This is a genomic window from Entomomonas moraniae (assembly GCF_003991975.1).
Classification (GTDB): Bacteria; Pseudomonadota; Gammaproteobacteria; order Pseudomonadales; family Pseudomonadaceae; genus Entomomonas; species Entomomonas moraniae.
The window spans coordinates 360,322-374,480 of sequence record NZ_CP029822.1 but is presented as its reverse complement, the minus strand read 5'-3'; the positions used below and the strand labels follow the sequence as shown (position 1 = coordinate 374,480).

At 40.2% G+C, this 14,159-nt stretch carries 17 protein-coding genes; 6 read left to right on the top strand and 11 right to left on the bottom strand.

Annotated elements, in window-relative coordinates; translation table 11 throughout:
* Positions 1–57: 57 nt before the first annotated feature.
* The 4 genes from DM558_RS01825 to hisG all read right to left on the bottom strand — a co-directional run bounded on the left by DM558_RS01825 (position 58) and on the right by hisG (position 4,056).
* Positions 58–942, bottom strand: a complete 885-nt coding sequence (locus DM558_RS01825) for an EamA family transporter (RefSeq protein ID WP_127161790.1) — start codon at positions 940–942, stop codon at positions 58–60.
* An 83-nt stretch (positions 943–1,025) separates the two neighbouring features.
* On the bottom strand, positions 1,026–2,102 hold the full coding sequence (hisC, locus tag DM558_RS01820) for a histidinol-phosphate transaminase (RefSeq protein ID WP_127161789.1): 1,077 nt from the start codon (positions 2,100–2,102) through the stop codon (positions 1,026–1,028).
* Positions 2,102–3,406: a histidinol dehydrogenase gene (gene hisD, locus DM558_RS01815; RefSeq protein ID WP_127161788.1), complete on the bottom strand. Its 1,305-nt coding sequence runs from the start codon at positions 3,404–3,406 to the stop codon at positions 2,102–2,104. Before hisD ends, hisC begins: the two co-directional genes overlap by 1 nt.
* Positions 3,407–3,420: 14 nt before the next feature.
* A complete protein-coding gene (gene hisG, locus DM558_RS01810; protein ID WP_127161787.1) occupies positions 3,421–4,056 on the bottom strand; it encodes an ATP phosphoribosyltransferase in 636 nt (211 codons plus the stop codon).
* 308 nt (positions 4,057–4,364) lie between these two features.
* On the opposite strand from hisG, the gene DM558_RS01805 reads away from it, so the two are divergent.
* Positions 4,365–5,756, top strand: coding sequence for an FAD-binding oxidoreductase (locus tag DM558_RS01805; RefSeq protein ID WP_228411791.1), 1,392 nt, complete (start codon positions 4,365–4,367; stop codon positions 5,754–5,756).
* A 63-nt stretch (positions 5,757–5,819) separates the two neighbouring features.
* Here the strand turns inward: DM558_RS01805 and murA are convergent, their stop codons facing one another.
* The 7 genes from murA to DM558_RS01770 are packed head-to-tail and all read right to left on the bottom strand — an operon-like array spanning position 5,820 to position 10,526.
* Complete coding sequence (murA, locus tag DM558_RS01800) at positions 5,820–7,085, bottom strand: UDP-N-acetylglucosamine 1-carboxyvinyltransferase (protein ID WP_127161786.1); 1,266 nt, start codon at positions 7,083–7,085, stop codon at positions 5,820–5,822.
* A gap of 25 nt (positions 7,086–7,110) precedes the next feature.
* Positions 7,111–7,350 (bottom strand): BolA family protein, encoded by a 240-nt coding sequence (locus DM558_RS01795; RefSeq protein ID WP_109703322.1) that lies wholly within the window; start codon positions 7,348–7,350, stop codon positions 7,111–7,113.
* A 4-nt stretch (positions 7,351–7,354) separates the two neighbouring features.
* Entirely contained in the window at positions 7,355–7,699 is a 345-nt protein-coding gene (locus DM558_RS01790) for an STAS domain-containing protein (RefSeq protein ID WP_228411790.1), read from the bottom strand.
* On the bottom strand, positions 7,696–8,349 hold the full coding sequence (locus DM558_RS01785) for an MlaC/ttg2D family ABC transporter substrate-binding protein (RefSeq protein ID WP_127161785.1): 654 nt from the start codon (positions 8,347–8,349) through the stop codon (positions 7,696–7,698). The genes DM558_RS01790 and DM558_RS01785 overlap by 4 nt, the downstream gene beginning before the upstream one ends.
* 19 nt (positions 8,350–8,368) lie before the next feature.
* Positions 8,369–8,911: an outer membrane lipid asymmetry maintenance protein MlaD gene (gene mlaD, locus DM558_RS01780; RefSeq protein ID WP_127161784.1), complete on the bottom strand. Its 543-nt coding sequence runs from the start codon at positions 8,909–8,911 to the stop codon at positions 8,369–8,371.
* A complete protein-coding gene (gene mlaE, locus DM558_RS01775; RefSeq protein ID WP_127161783.1) occupies positions 8,911–9,717 on the bottom strand; it encodes a lipid asymmetry maintenance ABC transporter permease subunit MlaE in 807 nt (268 codons plus the stop codon). Before mlaE ends, mlaD begins: the two co-directional genes overlap by 1 nt.
* Complete coding sequence (locus DM558_RS01770; protein WP_127161782.1) at positions 9,717–10,526, bottom strand: ATP-binding cassette domain-containing protein; 810 nt, start codon at positions 10,524–10,526, stop codon at positions 9,717–9,719. Before DM558_RS01770 ends, mlaE begins: the two co-directional genes overlap by 1 nt.
* A 171-nt stretch (positions 10,527–10,697) precedes the next feature.
* On the opposite strand from DM558_RS01770, the gene DM558_RS01765 reads away from it, so the two are divergent.
* From DM558_RS01765 to lptB, 5 genes are read left to right on the top strand one after another with little or no spacing between them, the layout of a single operon-like run.
* Positions 10,698–11,672 carry a KpsF/GutQ family sugar-phosphate isomerase gene (locus DM558_RS01765; RefSeq protein WP_127161781.1) on the top strand — a complete coding sequence of 325 codons (975 nt, stop codon included), beginning with the start codon at positions 10,698–10,700 and terminating at the stop codon, positions 11,670–11,672.
* 1 nt (position 11,673) lies between these two features.
* On the top strand, positions 11,674–12,195 hold the full coding sequence (locus DM558_RS01760; RefSeq protein ID WP_127161780.1) for a KdsC family phosphatase: 522 nt from the start codon (positions 11,674–11,676) through the stop codon (positions 12,193–12,195).
* Entirely contained in the window at positions 12,195–12,806 is a 612-nt protein-coding gene (gene lptC / locus DM558_RS01755) for an LPS export ABC transporter periplasmic protein LptC (RefSeq protein ID WP_127161779.1), read from the top strand. The genes DM558_RS01760 and lptC overlap by 1 nt, the downstream gene beginning before the upstream one ends.
* Positions 12,796–13,326, top strand: a complete 531-nt coding sequence (gene lptA, locus DM558_RS01750; protein WP_127161778.1) for a lipopolysaccharide transport periplasmic protein LptA — start codon at positions 12,796–12,798, stop codon at positions 13,324–13,326. Before lptC ends, lptA begins: the two co-directional genes overlap by 11 nt.
* A 3-nt stretch (positions 13,327–13,329) precedes the next feature.
* The gene (gene lptB, locus DM558_RS01745) at positions 13,330–14,055 is read left to right on the top strand and encodes an LPS export ABC transporter ATP-binding protein (RefSeq protein WP_109703331.1); all 726 of its coding nucleotides are present in this window, start codon (positions 13,330–13,332) and stop codon (positions 14,053–14,055) included.
* The last annotated feature ends 104 nt before the right edge of the window (positions 14,056–14,159 follow it).

Genomic DNA, 14,159 nt, shown 5'->3' with positions numbered 1-14,159 from the left:
CCTATCTTCAAACGCTATATTTTATTGATTTGATACCCCCAATTTACTCTATTAAAATTAAACTCTACCCTGACGATGCTTATTATGGATACAGCTCAGCATAACTGAGGCAATAATAATAATCACCCCCACCAGTTGAGCCGCCGTAATACTTTCACTCAATAATAACCATGCAATGCCAATAGCAGCAGGTAACTCTAAAGAAGAAATAATTTCACCACGCCCGGGAGGCGTTCTAGGCATTCCATAGCTCAAACAAGCCAATGGCAGTACCATTGCAAAAATCGAAATGAGTGCTCCCCATCGAATTTCTACCCACAAGCTCCCTACAGGAATATAACGCCACCAAATCAAGGTAATAACAATAAAAGCACCAATACTCATCATGCTAGCTTTTCTAATCGGTGAAATATCGGGGGCTAACTTATTGGTAAACTGAATGGTCAGTGCATAACAAAAAGCAGCCAAAAATCCCAAAAATAATCCTATTACAGAAACCTGACTAGAAACTAACCATAGATTGGTTGCCAATGAGGTACCCAATAAAATCAGCAATACAATAACCACTTGTAAAAGTGAAGGTAAGCGTTTATTAAGTAAGCACTCTAAAACAATCGCAATCCATACTGACTGCATCAACATAACAGCAGCAATGGCCACAGGTACATGAGTTAATGCCAAGAAATAACACGTATTGGTCAACGCAATAGAGGTTCCTGAACCAATCACAACGATATGCTTACATAATGTTAAAGGTTGTTGTTTTTGTTTTCGTGAGGAAATAAAGGAAAGTATCTGTAAAAAAATAATCGCAAAGAAAAAAACAAAGAATAATAACCCACCTATTTGCGCCCCTTGCAAACTGGCTAACTTCATTAAAGAGGCGGGAAAACCATAACTTATTGCTGCAATGGCAACAAACAAAGAACCATATAATTTCATCACACCCTACAATGAAAGCTTTAGATTAATCTATATAGATTTAAAAGAGAATAGGAACCCTCTCCTATCCTCTCTTATTGGTGTTAGTCTTTAGTTTGCAAAATATCCACAATTGCATCCACTAACAATTGATTTTGCTCGAGTGTTCCTACTGTAATACGTAAAAACTGATTAATGCGCGCTTTGTTGAAATAACGAACAATAATCCCTCTTTTACGTAACTGACTGGCTAACATTTCAGCATCTAAGCGTAGATGCCGTACAAAAATAAAATTAGCCGCAGAAGGTAATACTTTAAATTGTAACTGCTCAAGGGCAGAGACTAAATCTTCACGATCATCAATAATCGCTTGGCACGTCTCATCAAAATAGTCGGTATCCTCAAACGCAGCAATAGCGCCTGCTTGAGCCAAGCGGTCAAGCGGATAAGAGTTAAAACTATTTTTCACGCGGTTTAATGCTTCAATTAAGTCAGCATTACCCATTGCGAGCCCTACACGAAGCCCTGCCAATGATCTTGATTTAGAAAGTGTTTGCACAACCAATAAATTAGGGTACTGATTGATCAAGCTAACCGCTGACTCACCACCAAAATCAATATAGGCTTCATCCACAATCACCACTGACTCGGTATTTTCTTCCAATAACTGAGCAATCGCATCAACAGGTAATAAAATACCCGTTGGCGCATTAGGGTTAGGGAAAATAATACCACTATTTGGTTTTAAGTAATCTCTTAATCGGATTTGAAATAACTCATCCAACTCAATTGCATCATAAACAATCTCGTAAAGACCACAATACACGGGGTAGAAGCTGTAAGTAACATCAGGGAATAAAACAGGCCGCTCTTCGTCGTCATGTTTTAATAGAGCCTGAAAAGCTATTGCTAACACTTCATCAGAACCGTTACCTAAAAAAACTTGCTCAGGTTCAATATCGTAGTAATTAGCAATCGTTTGTTTTAACTGGTCACTATCAGGGTTAGGATACAAGCGTAAACTATCCGTCGTGGCCTGCTTAATCGCCTCTAATACTTTGGGAGAGGGACCATAAGGGTTTTCATTGGTATTTAATTTTACCAACTTATCCACTTTAGGTTGCTCCCCCGGCGTATAAGGACTTAGCTCATCCACCAAAGGACTCCAATACTTATTCATTATTTTTTCATCCTATATTCAGCACTACGCGCGTGAGCAGTTAACGACTCACCGCGCGCTAACACAGAAGCCGTTTTACCTAACTCTGCTGCCCCATTCTCAGAACAGAAAATAATTGAAGAACGTTTTTGGAAATCATACACACCTAGTGGTGAAGAATAACGCGCAGTGCCTGATGTGGGTAATACGTGATTAGGCCCTGCACAATAGTCACCAATAGACTCTGCGGTATAACGCCCCATGAAAATAGCACCCGCGTGGCGAATACCGGGTAACCATGATTCAGGATCAGCCACAGACAACTCTAAATGCTCTGGTGCTACGATGTTAGCCACTTCTAATGCTTCTTCTTTTGAGCCCACATGAATCAATGCGCCACGTGCTTCTAGTGAAGTGCGAATAATTTTTTCACGCTCCATGGTTGGCAATAATTTATTGATACTGGCTTCCACTTGATCGATAAAGGCTGCATCTTCACAAATTAAAATAGCTTGTGCATCTTCATCATGCTCAGCTTGTGAGAATAAATCCATCGCAACCCAATCAGGATTAGTACCACCATCACAGACCACAAGAATCTCGGAAGGGCCAGCGATCATATCAATGCCCACTTTACCAAATACATGGCGCTTTGCTGTAGCAACATAGATATTACCAGGGCCAACAATCTTATCTACAGGAGGGACTGTTTCTGTACCATAAGCCAATGCAGCTACGGCTTGTGCTCCACCCACTGCAAAAACACGATCAACACCGGCTACAGCTGCGGCGGCTAGAACAATATCATTCACTTCATCATCGGGCGTTGGCACAACCATTACCACTTCTTGTACACCCGCCACTTTCGCAGGAACCGCATTCATTAATACTGAAGAGGGATAAGAAGCCTTGCCACCGGGGACATATAAACCTACACGATCAAGCGGGGTAATTTTTTGCCCTAAGATCGTACCATCGGCCTCAGTATAACGCCAAGACTCTTGCTTTTGATGCTCATGGTATAATCGAATCCTCTCAGCAGATAACTCCAAACCTTTACGTTGTTCAGGGCTAATACGATGCAGAGCTTCTTGAATACGCGCTTTATCAAAGGTTAAATCCGCCATTGATTTTGCTGACACACGGTCAAACTTTTGTGAGTATTCAACAAGCGCCGCGTCACCACGCTCTCTGATTGCTTTAATAATTTCTAATACACGGCCGTTCACCGCATCATCAGAAACACTTTCCCAGCTTAACAAATCATTCATTTGCTTTGAAAAGTCGGCCTGCTTACTAGACAAACGACGGATATTTACTGACATTTTATCTTCCTCTCTTAAGGTTTTTGACGAGACTCTACTGCACTACGTAATGTATCAATTAACTCTTGAATACGTCGGTGTTGCATCTTCATCGCTGCTTTATTCACAATTAAACGTGAACTCACCGTAGCAATAAAGTCTTGCGGTTCTAGGCCATTGGCACGTAAAGTATTGCCGGTATCGACCACGTCAATAATCTTATCGGCAAGCCCTACTAAAGGCGCTAACTCCATAGAACCATAAAGCTTAATAATATCTACTTGCTGCCCTTGCTCTGCATAATAGCGCTTGGCGATATTAACGAACTTGGTTGCAATCTTTAAACGTCCTTTAGGTGCTGGTTTCCCTGCTACCCCTGCCGTCATTAATTTACACTGTGCTATTTTTAAATCCAACGGTTCATACAAGCCATCGCCATCATACTCTAATAACACATCTTTCCCCGCCACACCTAAATCAGCAGCGCCATATTCCACGTAGGTAGGCACATCGGTTGCACGCACGATCAAAATACGTACATCTTCTTGTGTAGTAGGAATGATTAATTTACGACTTTTTTCAGGATTTTCAGTAGGTGTAATCCCTGCCTCTGCTAAAAGTGGCAGAGTTTCATCAAGAATTCGTCCTTTGGATAATGCAATTGTTAACATAATAGACACTTATTATTTATCATCTTATTCAGTTAAGTAGTATTATGGCGTTTCTTAACAAACAATGCCATAACCATTCTTAATAAAATACTGTAAGATCATCAAAATATAAAACGATTTTGTTTTAAGACAAATGTAAGACTAATAGCAGACAGCAAAAAATACAATGCCTCTTAGTTATTTTCTAAAACACACGAGTGATTGATTGCTTGCCTTACCAACGCTATCAAGCTTTCTAATACATAGACAGATACCCATATTTATTTCATAATACAAGCTTATCGATCATTATATTTAAGGATGAACCTTTGAAAAAAAAATGGCTGTTTTTTTTACTGCTACTCCTAAAACACACGATTCCACTCGCTCAGCCCATTATCAGCAATGATATTACCCAACTTAACCCTATCCCCATTAGTGATATTGCCCAGCCTACCTCAACAGCTGACGTTGTCGAGCTTATAAAAAATCATACTGGCCCTATTTCCATAGCGGGTGGTAAATACAGCATGGGTGGACAAACGGCCACTGACAATGCATTGCAAATTGATATTAAAAAACTTAATCACATCTTAGCGTTTGATCCTAAAAAGAAAGAGATCACCGTAGAAACAGGCGCTAACTGGCGACAAATACAAGAGCTAATTGATCCATACAATCTTTCCGTTCAAATCATGCAAAGCTATGCTGACTTTACGGTGGGTGGGTCACTTAGTGTGAATGTCCACGGGCGTTATGTGGGGGAAGGCCCTATCATCCTATCCGTGAAACAAATTAAAATGGTATTAGCAGATGGTTCACTGATCACTGCTAGCCCAACAGAAAATCCTACCATCTTTTACGGGGCTATTGGTGGTTATGGTGCAATGGGTGTTATAACAGAAGCCACATTCAATTTAACTGACAATACTCTGTTAAAACGCACCAGCCAGCAGATGCTGATTACTCAATACTATGACTATTTTCAAAAATACGTTAACAACAATACTCATGCCGTGTTTCATAACACCCTGATATACCCACCAGACTATAAAACAGTTCGTGCTGTCACTTACGTAACAACCAACGAAGCACCGACTATTTCAGTTCGATTACAACCTAAAGACCAAGACTACAGCAAATTACATAAACAAATTGCGCTACTTTCTAGTAGCAATTTAGCCAAGCGCTTTAGAAAACTGTATGACCGCTGGCAGTACTCGAAAAAACAAGTTGTTTGGCGTAACTACGAGGCCAGTTACAATGTAGCAGAGCTAGCACCAATCGCTACAAAAGAAGGTAGCTTTGTGCTACAGGAATACTTTATGCCAACGGATCAATTTGATAATTTTTATCCCCAATTGATCAATATATTACGTAAGCATAACGTTAATGTACTCAATATCTCCATACGTCATGCTAAAAAAGACAGTGGTTCATTGCTCGCTTGGGCTAAAACCGATGTATTTGCTTTTGTGATTTACTATAAACAAGGCGTTACGTCAAAAGACCAACAAGCGGTTAATAGATGGACAACAGAACTCATTGATACTGCAATTGAGCATCAAGGTAGTTATTATTTGCCCTACCAAATTATTGCTAGCCAAGCACAATTTGAAAAAGCTTACCCGAAAGCTAAACAGTTTTTTGAGCTCAAAAAGCAACTCGACCCCAATAATAAGTTTAGAAATAAACTGTTAGATCGCTATGCCCAATACTGAGAATAAATAGTAGAGATAAAAAAAGAGGGCTAATGCCCTCTTTTTTTATCGCGTTAGAACAGTCTAACCTGCCACACGCTTAATTTTTGCACCTAATAATTGAAGTTTTTCTTCAATACATTCATAGCCACGGTCAATGTGATAAATGCGATCAATTAAGGTCTCACCTTCGGCTACTAAACCTGCTAAAACTAAACTAGCTGAGGCACGTAAATCAGTCGCCATCACGGGTGCACCTCTTAACTGATCAACCCCCTTAACAATAGCGGTATTGCCATCAATTAAAATATTAGCGCCCATACGATTTAACTCATAGACATGCATAAAACGATTTTCAAAAATCGTTTCTGTTACAACACCTGTACCTTCAGCAATTGTATTTAAAGCAATAAACTGCGCTTGCATGTCAGTAGGGAATGCAGGATATGGCGCAGTGCGAAGATTAACCGCTTTAGGGCGATTACCTTTCATGTCTAGGCTAATCCAGTTACTACCCACATCAATAAAAGCACCTGCTTCTTGTAACTTGATAAGCACAGATTCTAAAATATGAGAATCGGTGTCTTTTAATTTTACTTTACCACCAGAAATAGCTGCTGCAACCAAGTAAGTACCCGTTTCAATACGGTCGGGCATCACGCGAAACTCAGTGCCCTGTAAACGCTCAACACCTTCAACCGTGATAGTATCCGTTCCTGCTCCACTAACATGACCACCCATTTGGTTAATCATATTTGCTAGGTCGATCACTTCAGGCTCTTTTGCCGCATTTTGTAAAACGGTCTTCCCTTTTGCAAGGGCCGCTGCCATGATCAAGTTTTCAGTACCGGTTACACTCACCGTATCAAACATAAAGGTAGCGCCATGAAGACCACCCGCAGGTTTTTCTGCTTTGATATAGCCATCTTCGATCTTAATAATTGCACCCATGGCCTCTAAACCACGCACATGCAAATCAACAGGTCTTGAGCCAATAGCACAGCCACCGGGTAATGCAACCTCTGCTTTGCCAAAACGTGCAAGCATTGGGCCTAATACTAAAATAGAAGCGCGCATAGTTTTTACTAACTCATAAGGCGCAACAAGGGTTTTAATGCTACTAGCGTCAATCTCTAAGGTTAGCTTTTCATCAATGGTCGGCTGGATACCCATGCAACCAAAGAGCTCGATCATGGTAGTAATATCATGCAAATGCGGCAAATTAGAGATAACCGAAGGTGTATCACCTAATAATGTACACGCCAAAATAGGTAATGCTGAGTTTTTAGCGCCTGAGATACGAATTTCACCATTAAGAACCGTACCACCTGTAATCTTTAACTTATCCATTCAACTCTCTCTAACAATTATACGTTTAGTTATGTTTAGCCCAATCAGCTTGTGTATAAAACTTCATGGTAATGGCGTGAATACTGCCATCGGCAATCCAAGGGTTTAGATAACTATACACTTGTTGCTGGCGCTTAACAGGGCTTAATGCACATAACTCATCACTGATAATGTTGAGCTGAAAATTACACCCCTCACCCTCTACTTCAATACGAGAGCCTGCTAATTGCTCTTCTAAAAACTTTTTTACTTCATTTGGTTGCATTCATTTATCCTATCACTTGGTAATCTTCACTCAACGGTAATACTTCTTTTAAATCGCTAAACTTTGCTATTTCTTCTAAATCCGTTGTTAATGCTTTAATCAAGAGTGCTCTTCCTGTCTGATTAGCATCACGAATTAATGACAAAATTAAAGAAACTCCGACACTACTCGTACGTGTAACACCAGAGCAGTCTAAAGTAAACGCAGTCGCCTTACTTTGAGTAATGATGGATTGACCCAACTCAGACAAATATTTTCCATTGCAGTAATCTACCTGTCCAACTAGTTTTAATTCACCGTCACTACCTTCAATTAAGGTAGCTTGTTCTTTACCAGTCATTATACTCATTTTTTATCATCAGAATCAGCTTGTTCTTGAGCACGTTCTACGGCATCAGCCCAATCATTAATGACATAATTTAAATCGTCTTTATTATTACGCATTTCACTGGCAAATTGGTCACGGAATAATTTACCTACGTTTAATCCATTTACTACCACGTTTCTAACCATCCACTTACCATTCAACTTAATCATGGTATAAGATACAGGATAAATAGTATTATCATTACCTTTAACTTCAGTTTGAACGCTCACACGGTCAGGACTATCTGAAGGAATCGTTTTTAATACCTTCATTCCTTTACCTTCATAGTCTAGCAATGCATTACCATAAAACTGCATTAAACCTTGTTCAAAATTAGCTTTAAACGTTTCCATTTGTTCAGGCGTTGCACGGCGTGCATATTTGATAGTCATCACACTACGAGCGATACCATCCACATCCACCACAGGAGTCAATAAAGTATGCAATGCTTTATGAAAAGCTTCAGGGTCTTTTGCATATTTTGCACGGTTAGTATTTAGATCTTTTAATAGTGTATCAACTGTGGCTTGTACCACTTGTTGTGCTGTTTGCTCAGCCGCAAGTGTCAACGTTGAAAACACAGCAAACAATAACACAAAAACAAACTGACTATACTTTTTAATGCTCATCATAAATTCCTCATCATTAATATTAATTGACAACACTTGGTTTTTTATTAATCAACTCTTTTAACGTATCATTGAGAGTGCCTAACTGCTTCGCAATATCCTTGCCTGAGTCATCAGAACCCATAACAAACTTATTAATTAAATCTTCTAGCACCAATGATGATTGAGTATCTTTAATCACAGAGCCGTTCTTCAATACTTCTTCATCACCACCTAAGCTAAAGCCAATATATTTTTCACCTAATAAGCCAGCAGTATATATCAAGGCTGTCGAATCAGCAGGTAGATAATTAGCAGTATCACTGATTTCCATGGTAACTTTAGCTTGATACTTTTCAGGGTCAATCGCAATACTGGTCACTTTACCAATGGTAACACCAGCAAAAGAAATCCGTGAACGTACTTTTAAACCCTCAACACTATCAAAATAAGCGGTTACTTTATAGGTTCCCGAATTGTTTTGTCCTAACGTTAGACCACTCACCTTAAACGCCAATAAAGCGAATGCCAAAATACCGGCCAATACAAAAAGACCTACGGTAATTTCAAGGGCACGGTTATTCATTAAATCTCTCCAAACATAAGTGCAGTTAAAATAAAATCTAATCCTAAAATGGCAAGGGAGCCATAAACTACGGTTTTGGTTGTGGCCTTACTAATCCCCACAGAGGTAGCCTCACAAGAATAACCTTGATAAACTGCAATCCATGTTGCCACAAACGCAAAGACTAACCCTTTGATAAAGCCATTTAATACATCATAACCAAAGCGTACACTACTTTGCATATTACCCCAGTAAGAGCCATCAAATACGCCTAACCAGTCCACAGCAACCATCGCCCCACCCCAGATACCCACAACCACGAAAATAGTGGATAGCAATGGCATACTAATAAAGCCAGCCAATAAACGTGGAGCAATCACATATTTTAGAGGGTCAACACCAATAGTCTCTAAGCCCGATAATTGCTCCGAGGCTTTCATATTGCCAATTTCTGCTGTCAGTGCAGAACCTGCACGCCCTGCGAATAAAAGCCCTGTCACCACAGGTCCTAATTCTCGCAAAAGGCTTAATGCCACTACTTGCCCTACAGCTTCAGAAGAGGCATAACTAATCAGAATATTATAGCCTTGTAAAGCCATAATCATCCCGATGAACAAACCTGATACCATAATAATCGGTAGCGATAAAACACCCACAAAATAAATTTGTTTAATCAATAACCGAAAATGCTTACCGGGGCCTCGTCGACCGATCAGAGAAAGCACTAAAAAAATAGCAGCATCACCGAGGCTTGCAATGGTATCAATGGCAGATCGACCCAGTAATTGGATACGATCTAACACTCCCACTTTCTTTTGAGCCTGCATCAACGTTCCCCCAGTAAAGCTTCTTTATAATCACCTGCAGGGAATTGAAAATGAATAGGGCCATCGGGTTCGCCTCTTATAAATTGCAGAACCCTTGGATCATCCATTTTTTTCAATTCATCAGGCGTACCATGACCTAATACTTGCGCATTACCCACCACATAAATATAATCGGCAATACTACAGGTTTCATCAATATCATGAGAAACGATAATACTCGTAATGCCCAGTGCATCATTTAACAGTTTAATTAAACGCACTAACACACCCATTGCAATAGGGTCTTGCCCTGCAAAAGGTTCATCGTATAAAAGAACTTGGGGGTCCATTGCAATTGCTCGTGCTAAAGCAACACGACGCTTCATCCCCCCTGATAACTCATCAGGCATTAAAGCAGCCGCGCCACGTAAACCAACCGCTTGTAGTTTCATCAGCACAATATCGCGGATCATGGCTTCAGGCAAATCCGTATGAATACGCAAAGGGAAAGCCACATTCTCAAACACATTCATATCCGTGAATAAGGCACCACTTTGAAACAACACACCCATCTCTTTGCGTAAATCAAACAACTGGTTACGACTTAAATCAGGAATATTACGGCCATCTATCATCACTTTGCCTTGACAGGGCAACAATTGACCACTGATTAAATTCAACAGTGTCGTTTTACCACAACCCGACGGCCCCATGATTGCCGTTATCTTACCGTGCTCAATCGTCATATCAATGTCTTTAAAGATATAACGACTACCACGCTTAAACGACGCATTTTGTAGTTCAACAGCATAGCTACTTTTTTGCGACACTGCATTCTCCTCAGATCATCGTCATACTATTTCATATTTATTAGCCCTATATAATAACTGATAAATGAAAAGATAAAATGACATTACACTTAATTTAATAATATTCTTTACAGACAAAAAATGTTTTATTGCTATAATTGTACTTTTAATTACCCAAGATGTAGTTAGCCAATGCAAAATGATACTAGCTTTATTAAAACTGCTAAGCGTACCATAGAATTAGAACTGCAAGCGATTGATGCACTAAAAGACCATATCGATGAAAACTTTGTAACAGCGTGTAAGCTAATACTCAACGCACAAGACCGTATTGTTGTTTTAGGCATCGGAAAATCAGGCCATATAGGCCGTAAAATTGCAGCTACGCTTGCCAGCACAGGCACACCTGCTTTTTTTGTACACCCTGCTGAGGCGAGCCATGGTGACATGGGGATGATTACCCAGCAAGACGTCATCTTAGCCATTTCCAACTCAGGTTCAACCACTGAAATTATTACTTTATTACCATTAATTAAGCGCTTAGGTATCAAGCTCATCAGTATGACAGGCAATGCTAATTCAGCCTTAGCCAAAGCTGCTGATGTTAACTTAGACATCAGCGTCAAAGAAGAAGCTTGCCCATTAAATCTTGCACCCACCTCTTCTACAACAGCGACTTTAGTGCTTGGTGATGCCCTTGCTATCAGCCTACTTGAAGCGCGTGGCTTTACGGCTGAAGACTTTGCATTCTCACACCCTGGTGGTGCGTTAGGTCGCCGTTTACTACTCAAAGTTTCTGACATCATGCACACAGGTGATGAGCTTCCTAAAATACCCGCCATGACACCTCTCAAACAAGTATTGCTTGAAATGTCTCGTGCAGGATTAGGGATTGCCTTGGCTGTTGATGCAAACAACAAACTACTAGGCGTGTTCACCGATGGTGACTTAAGACGGGTACTTGATCGTGCAAGCGATATCCGTAAGCTAACCCTAGACCAGGTGATGACAAGCCACAGCAAAACAGCAAAAGCTGATATGCTAGCGGCTGAGGCACTTAAAATTATGGATGACCATAAAATAAGTGTACTGCCTATTGTCGACGATCAAAATAACCTCATTGGTGTACTCCATATCCATGACTTAACCCGTGCAGGTGTGATTTAATATGAATGATTTCAATGCACGAGCAAAAAAAATCAAACTGGCTGTTTTTGATGTTGACGGTGTAATGACTGATGGCCGACTTTATTTTCTGCCTGACGGGACAGAGTTTAAAACATTTAATGTACTCGATGGGTTAGGCATTAAAATGTTAATGAAAATGGGGATAGAAACCGCTATCATTACAGGTCGCAGTAGCCTTATTGTAGAAAACCGCGCCAAAAGCTTAGGCATACAGCACTATTTTCATGGGCGCGAAGACAAACTAACGGCACTAAATGAACTATTAGCCAAAACCGCTTATGATTATGAACAAGTGGCCTACTTAGGTGATGACTTACCCGACCTAGCAGCCATTAGACAAGTAGGTATTGGCATGGCAACTGCTAATGCTAACGACTTTGTAAAAAAGCATGCATTGGCTGTTACACAGGCAAGAGGCGGCAAAGGGGCAGTTCGTGAATTTTGTGAACTGATATTATCTGCACGAGGGCAATTAGATACCCTCCAACAACAGTATTTATAATGAGTAAAAGTCTCCTTTACAAACTAGGCATCTTACTGCTACTGATTATGGTAGTGGCTGTCTTTGAGTATTTTGATGATGATACATTGAAAATAGACAGCAAATATAAAAAGGATGCCACCATCGACTACTTTGCAGATGATCTGGATGTTACCCAATATAAAACCGATGGTTCTGTTGATTACAACATTACTTCCGATAAATTAACGCATGTACAAGAAAAAGACATTAGTTACCTAGTAAAACCTAAAGCATTATTGTACAAAAACCAGACCAGTCCTTGGCAAATCACCAGTAACAAAGGTGAAGTTGGCCCAAAAGGCGACACAATTGTGCTTATTAACGATGTTAAAGGCATACAAGCCGATGAAAAAGGTGGCGTGAACAGTTTTGAAATAGGCCAACAAGCCAATGACACGGACCCAGTTAAATATGGCAAAGTCAATGTTTATGCTAATAAAAAATATGCTGAATCAAACGATTATGTTATTTTCAATGCCCCTGATGGACAGACTTCAGGCAATGGTGTAAAAGCCCACATGGATACAAATCAAATAGAAATTTTGTCAAACGTGAAGACAAAAATAAACAGAGGCCAAAATGCGAATTAAACCACTTATTGCATTAGCTATATTCGCCGTAGGTACCTACAACACTACTGCTTATGCATTACCTAGCGATAGCCAACAACCTATTCACATCCAAGCGGATAAAGCAGACCTTGACAACAACAAAGGCGTGCTGGTTTACCGTGGCAATGTCATTATCACCCAAGGAACCATGAAAGTAATGGGACACACGGTGACGATTGTTCGTAATAAAGACGGTGGGGTTGACGTCATGACCTCTCAAGGAAGCCCTGCTTATTTTGAACAAATTCCTTCTGCTAATGAGCCGATGATCAAGGCCTATGGCAGTATGATACAATACCAGACCGCCAATAAAAAAATTGTTCTTGAAGGCAATGCCAAAGTCATTCAGAAAAACAATACCTTCAATGGTAGTCGTATGGTCTATGATACAGAAAAAGGCACAATTTCAGCCGTAGGTGGTACTAAAACAACCACCGGTTCAACGAGTAAGGGTGGACGTATTAACATGGTCTTAGAACCTGAAAAGAAGAAGCAATAAACTATGACAACACTCGCAGCAAGTAACCTGATTAAAACCTATAATGGTCGTAAAGTCGTCAACGGTGTAAGTCTTTCTATTCAGAGTGGCACCATTGTTGGATTGCTTGGGCCTAACGGTGCTGGAAAAACCACCAGTTTCTATATGATCGTGGGATTAATTCATCCAGAACAAGGCATGATTACCATTGATGGAGAAAATATCACCAACCTCCCCATGCATGGACGTGCCCGTGCAGGGATTGGCTATTTACCTCAAGAAGCCTCTATCTTTCGTAAGCTTACCGTGACTGAAAATATTATGGCAATCTTAGAACTACGAAAAGATCTAAACCATGCTGAGCGTAAAAAAGAACTTGAAAGCTTACTCAATGAGTTTCATATTACCCATATTCGAGACAATACAGGGATGAGCTTATCAGGTGGTGAGCGCCGTCGTGTAGAAATTGCCCGTTCATTGGCGAGTAACCCTAAATTTATTCTGCTAGATGAGCCCTTTGCCGGTGTAGATCCCATCTCAATTAACGATATTAAACAAATCATCTACCACTTACGCGACCGTGGAATTGGCATTCTGATCACAGACCATAACGTGCGAGAAACCCTCGATATTTGTGAGAAGGCATACATCGTTAATGAAGGAAAAATCATCGCTCAAGGCTCTTCTGATGAAGTGTTAAGCAGCCAAATCGTAAAAGATGTTTATCTCGGACAAGAATTTCGTCTTTAACCCTACCCTATTTTTTCTACGCACAAAAAAAGCCGACACAATGATCGGCTTTTTAATTACTTAGAAAACTAAAGCCAATGATCTACAATGGCTTTAAAAACTAC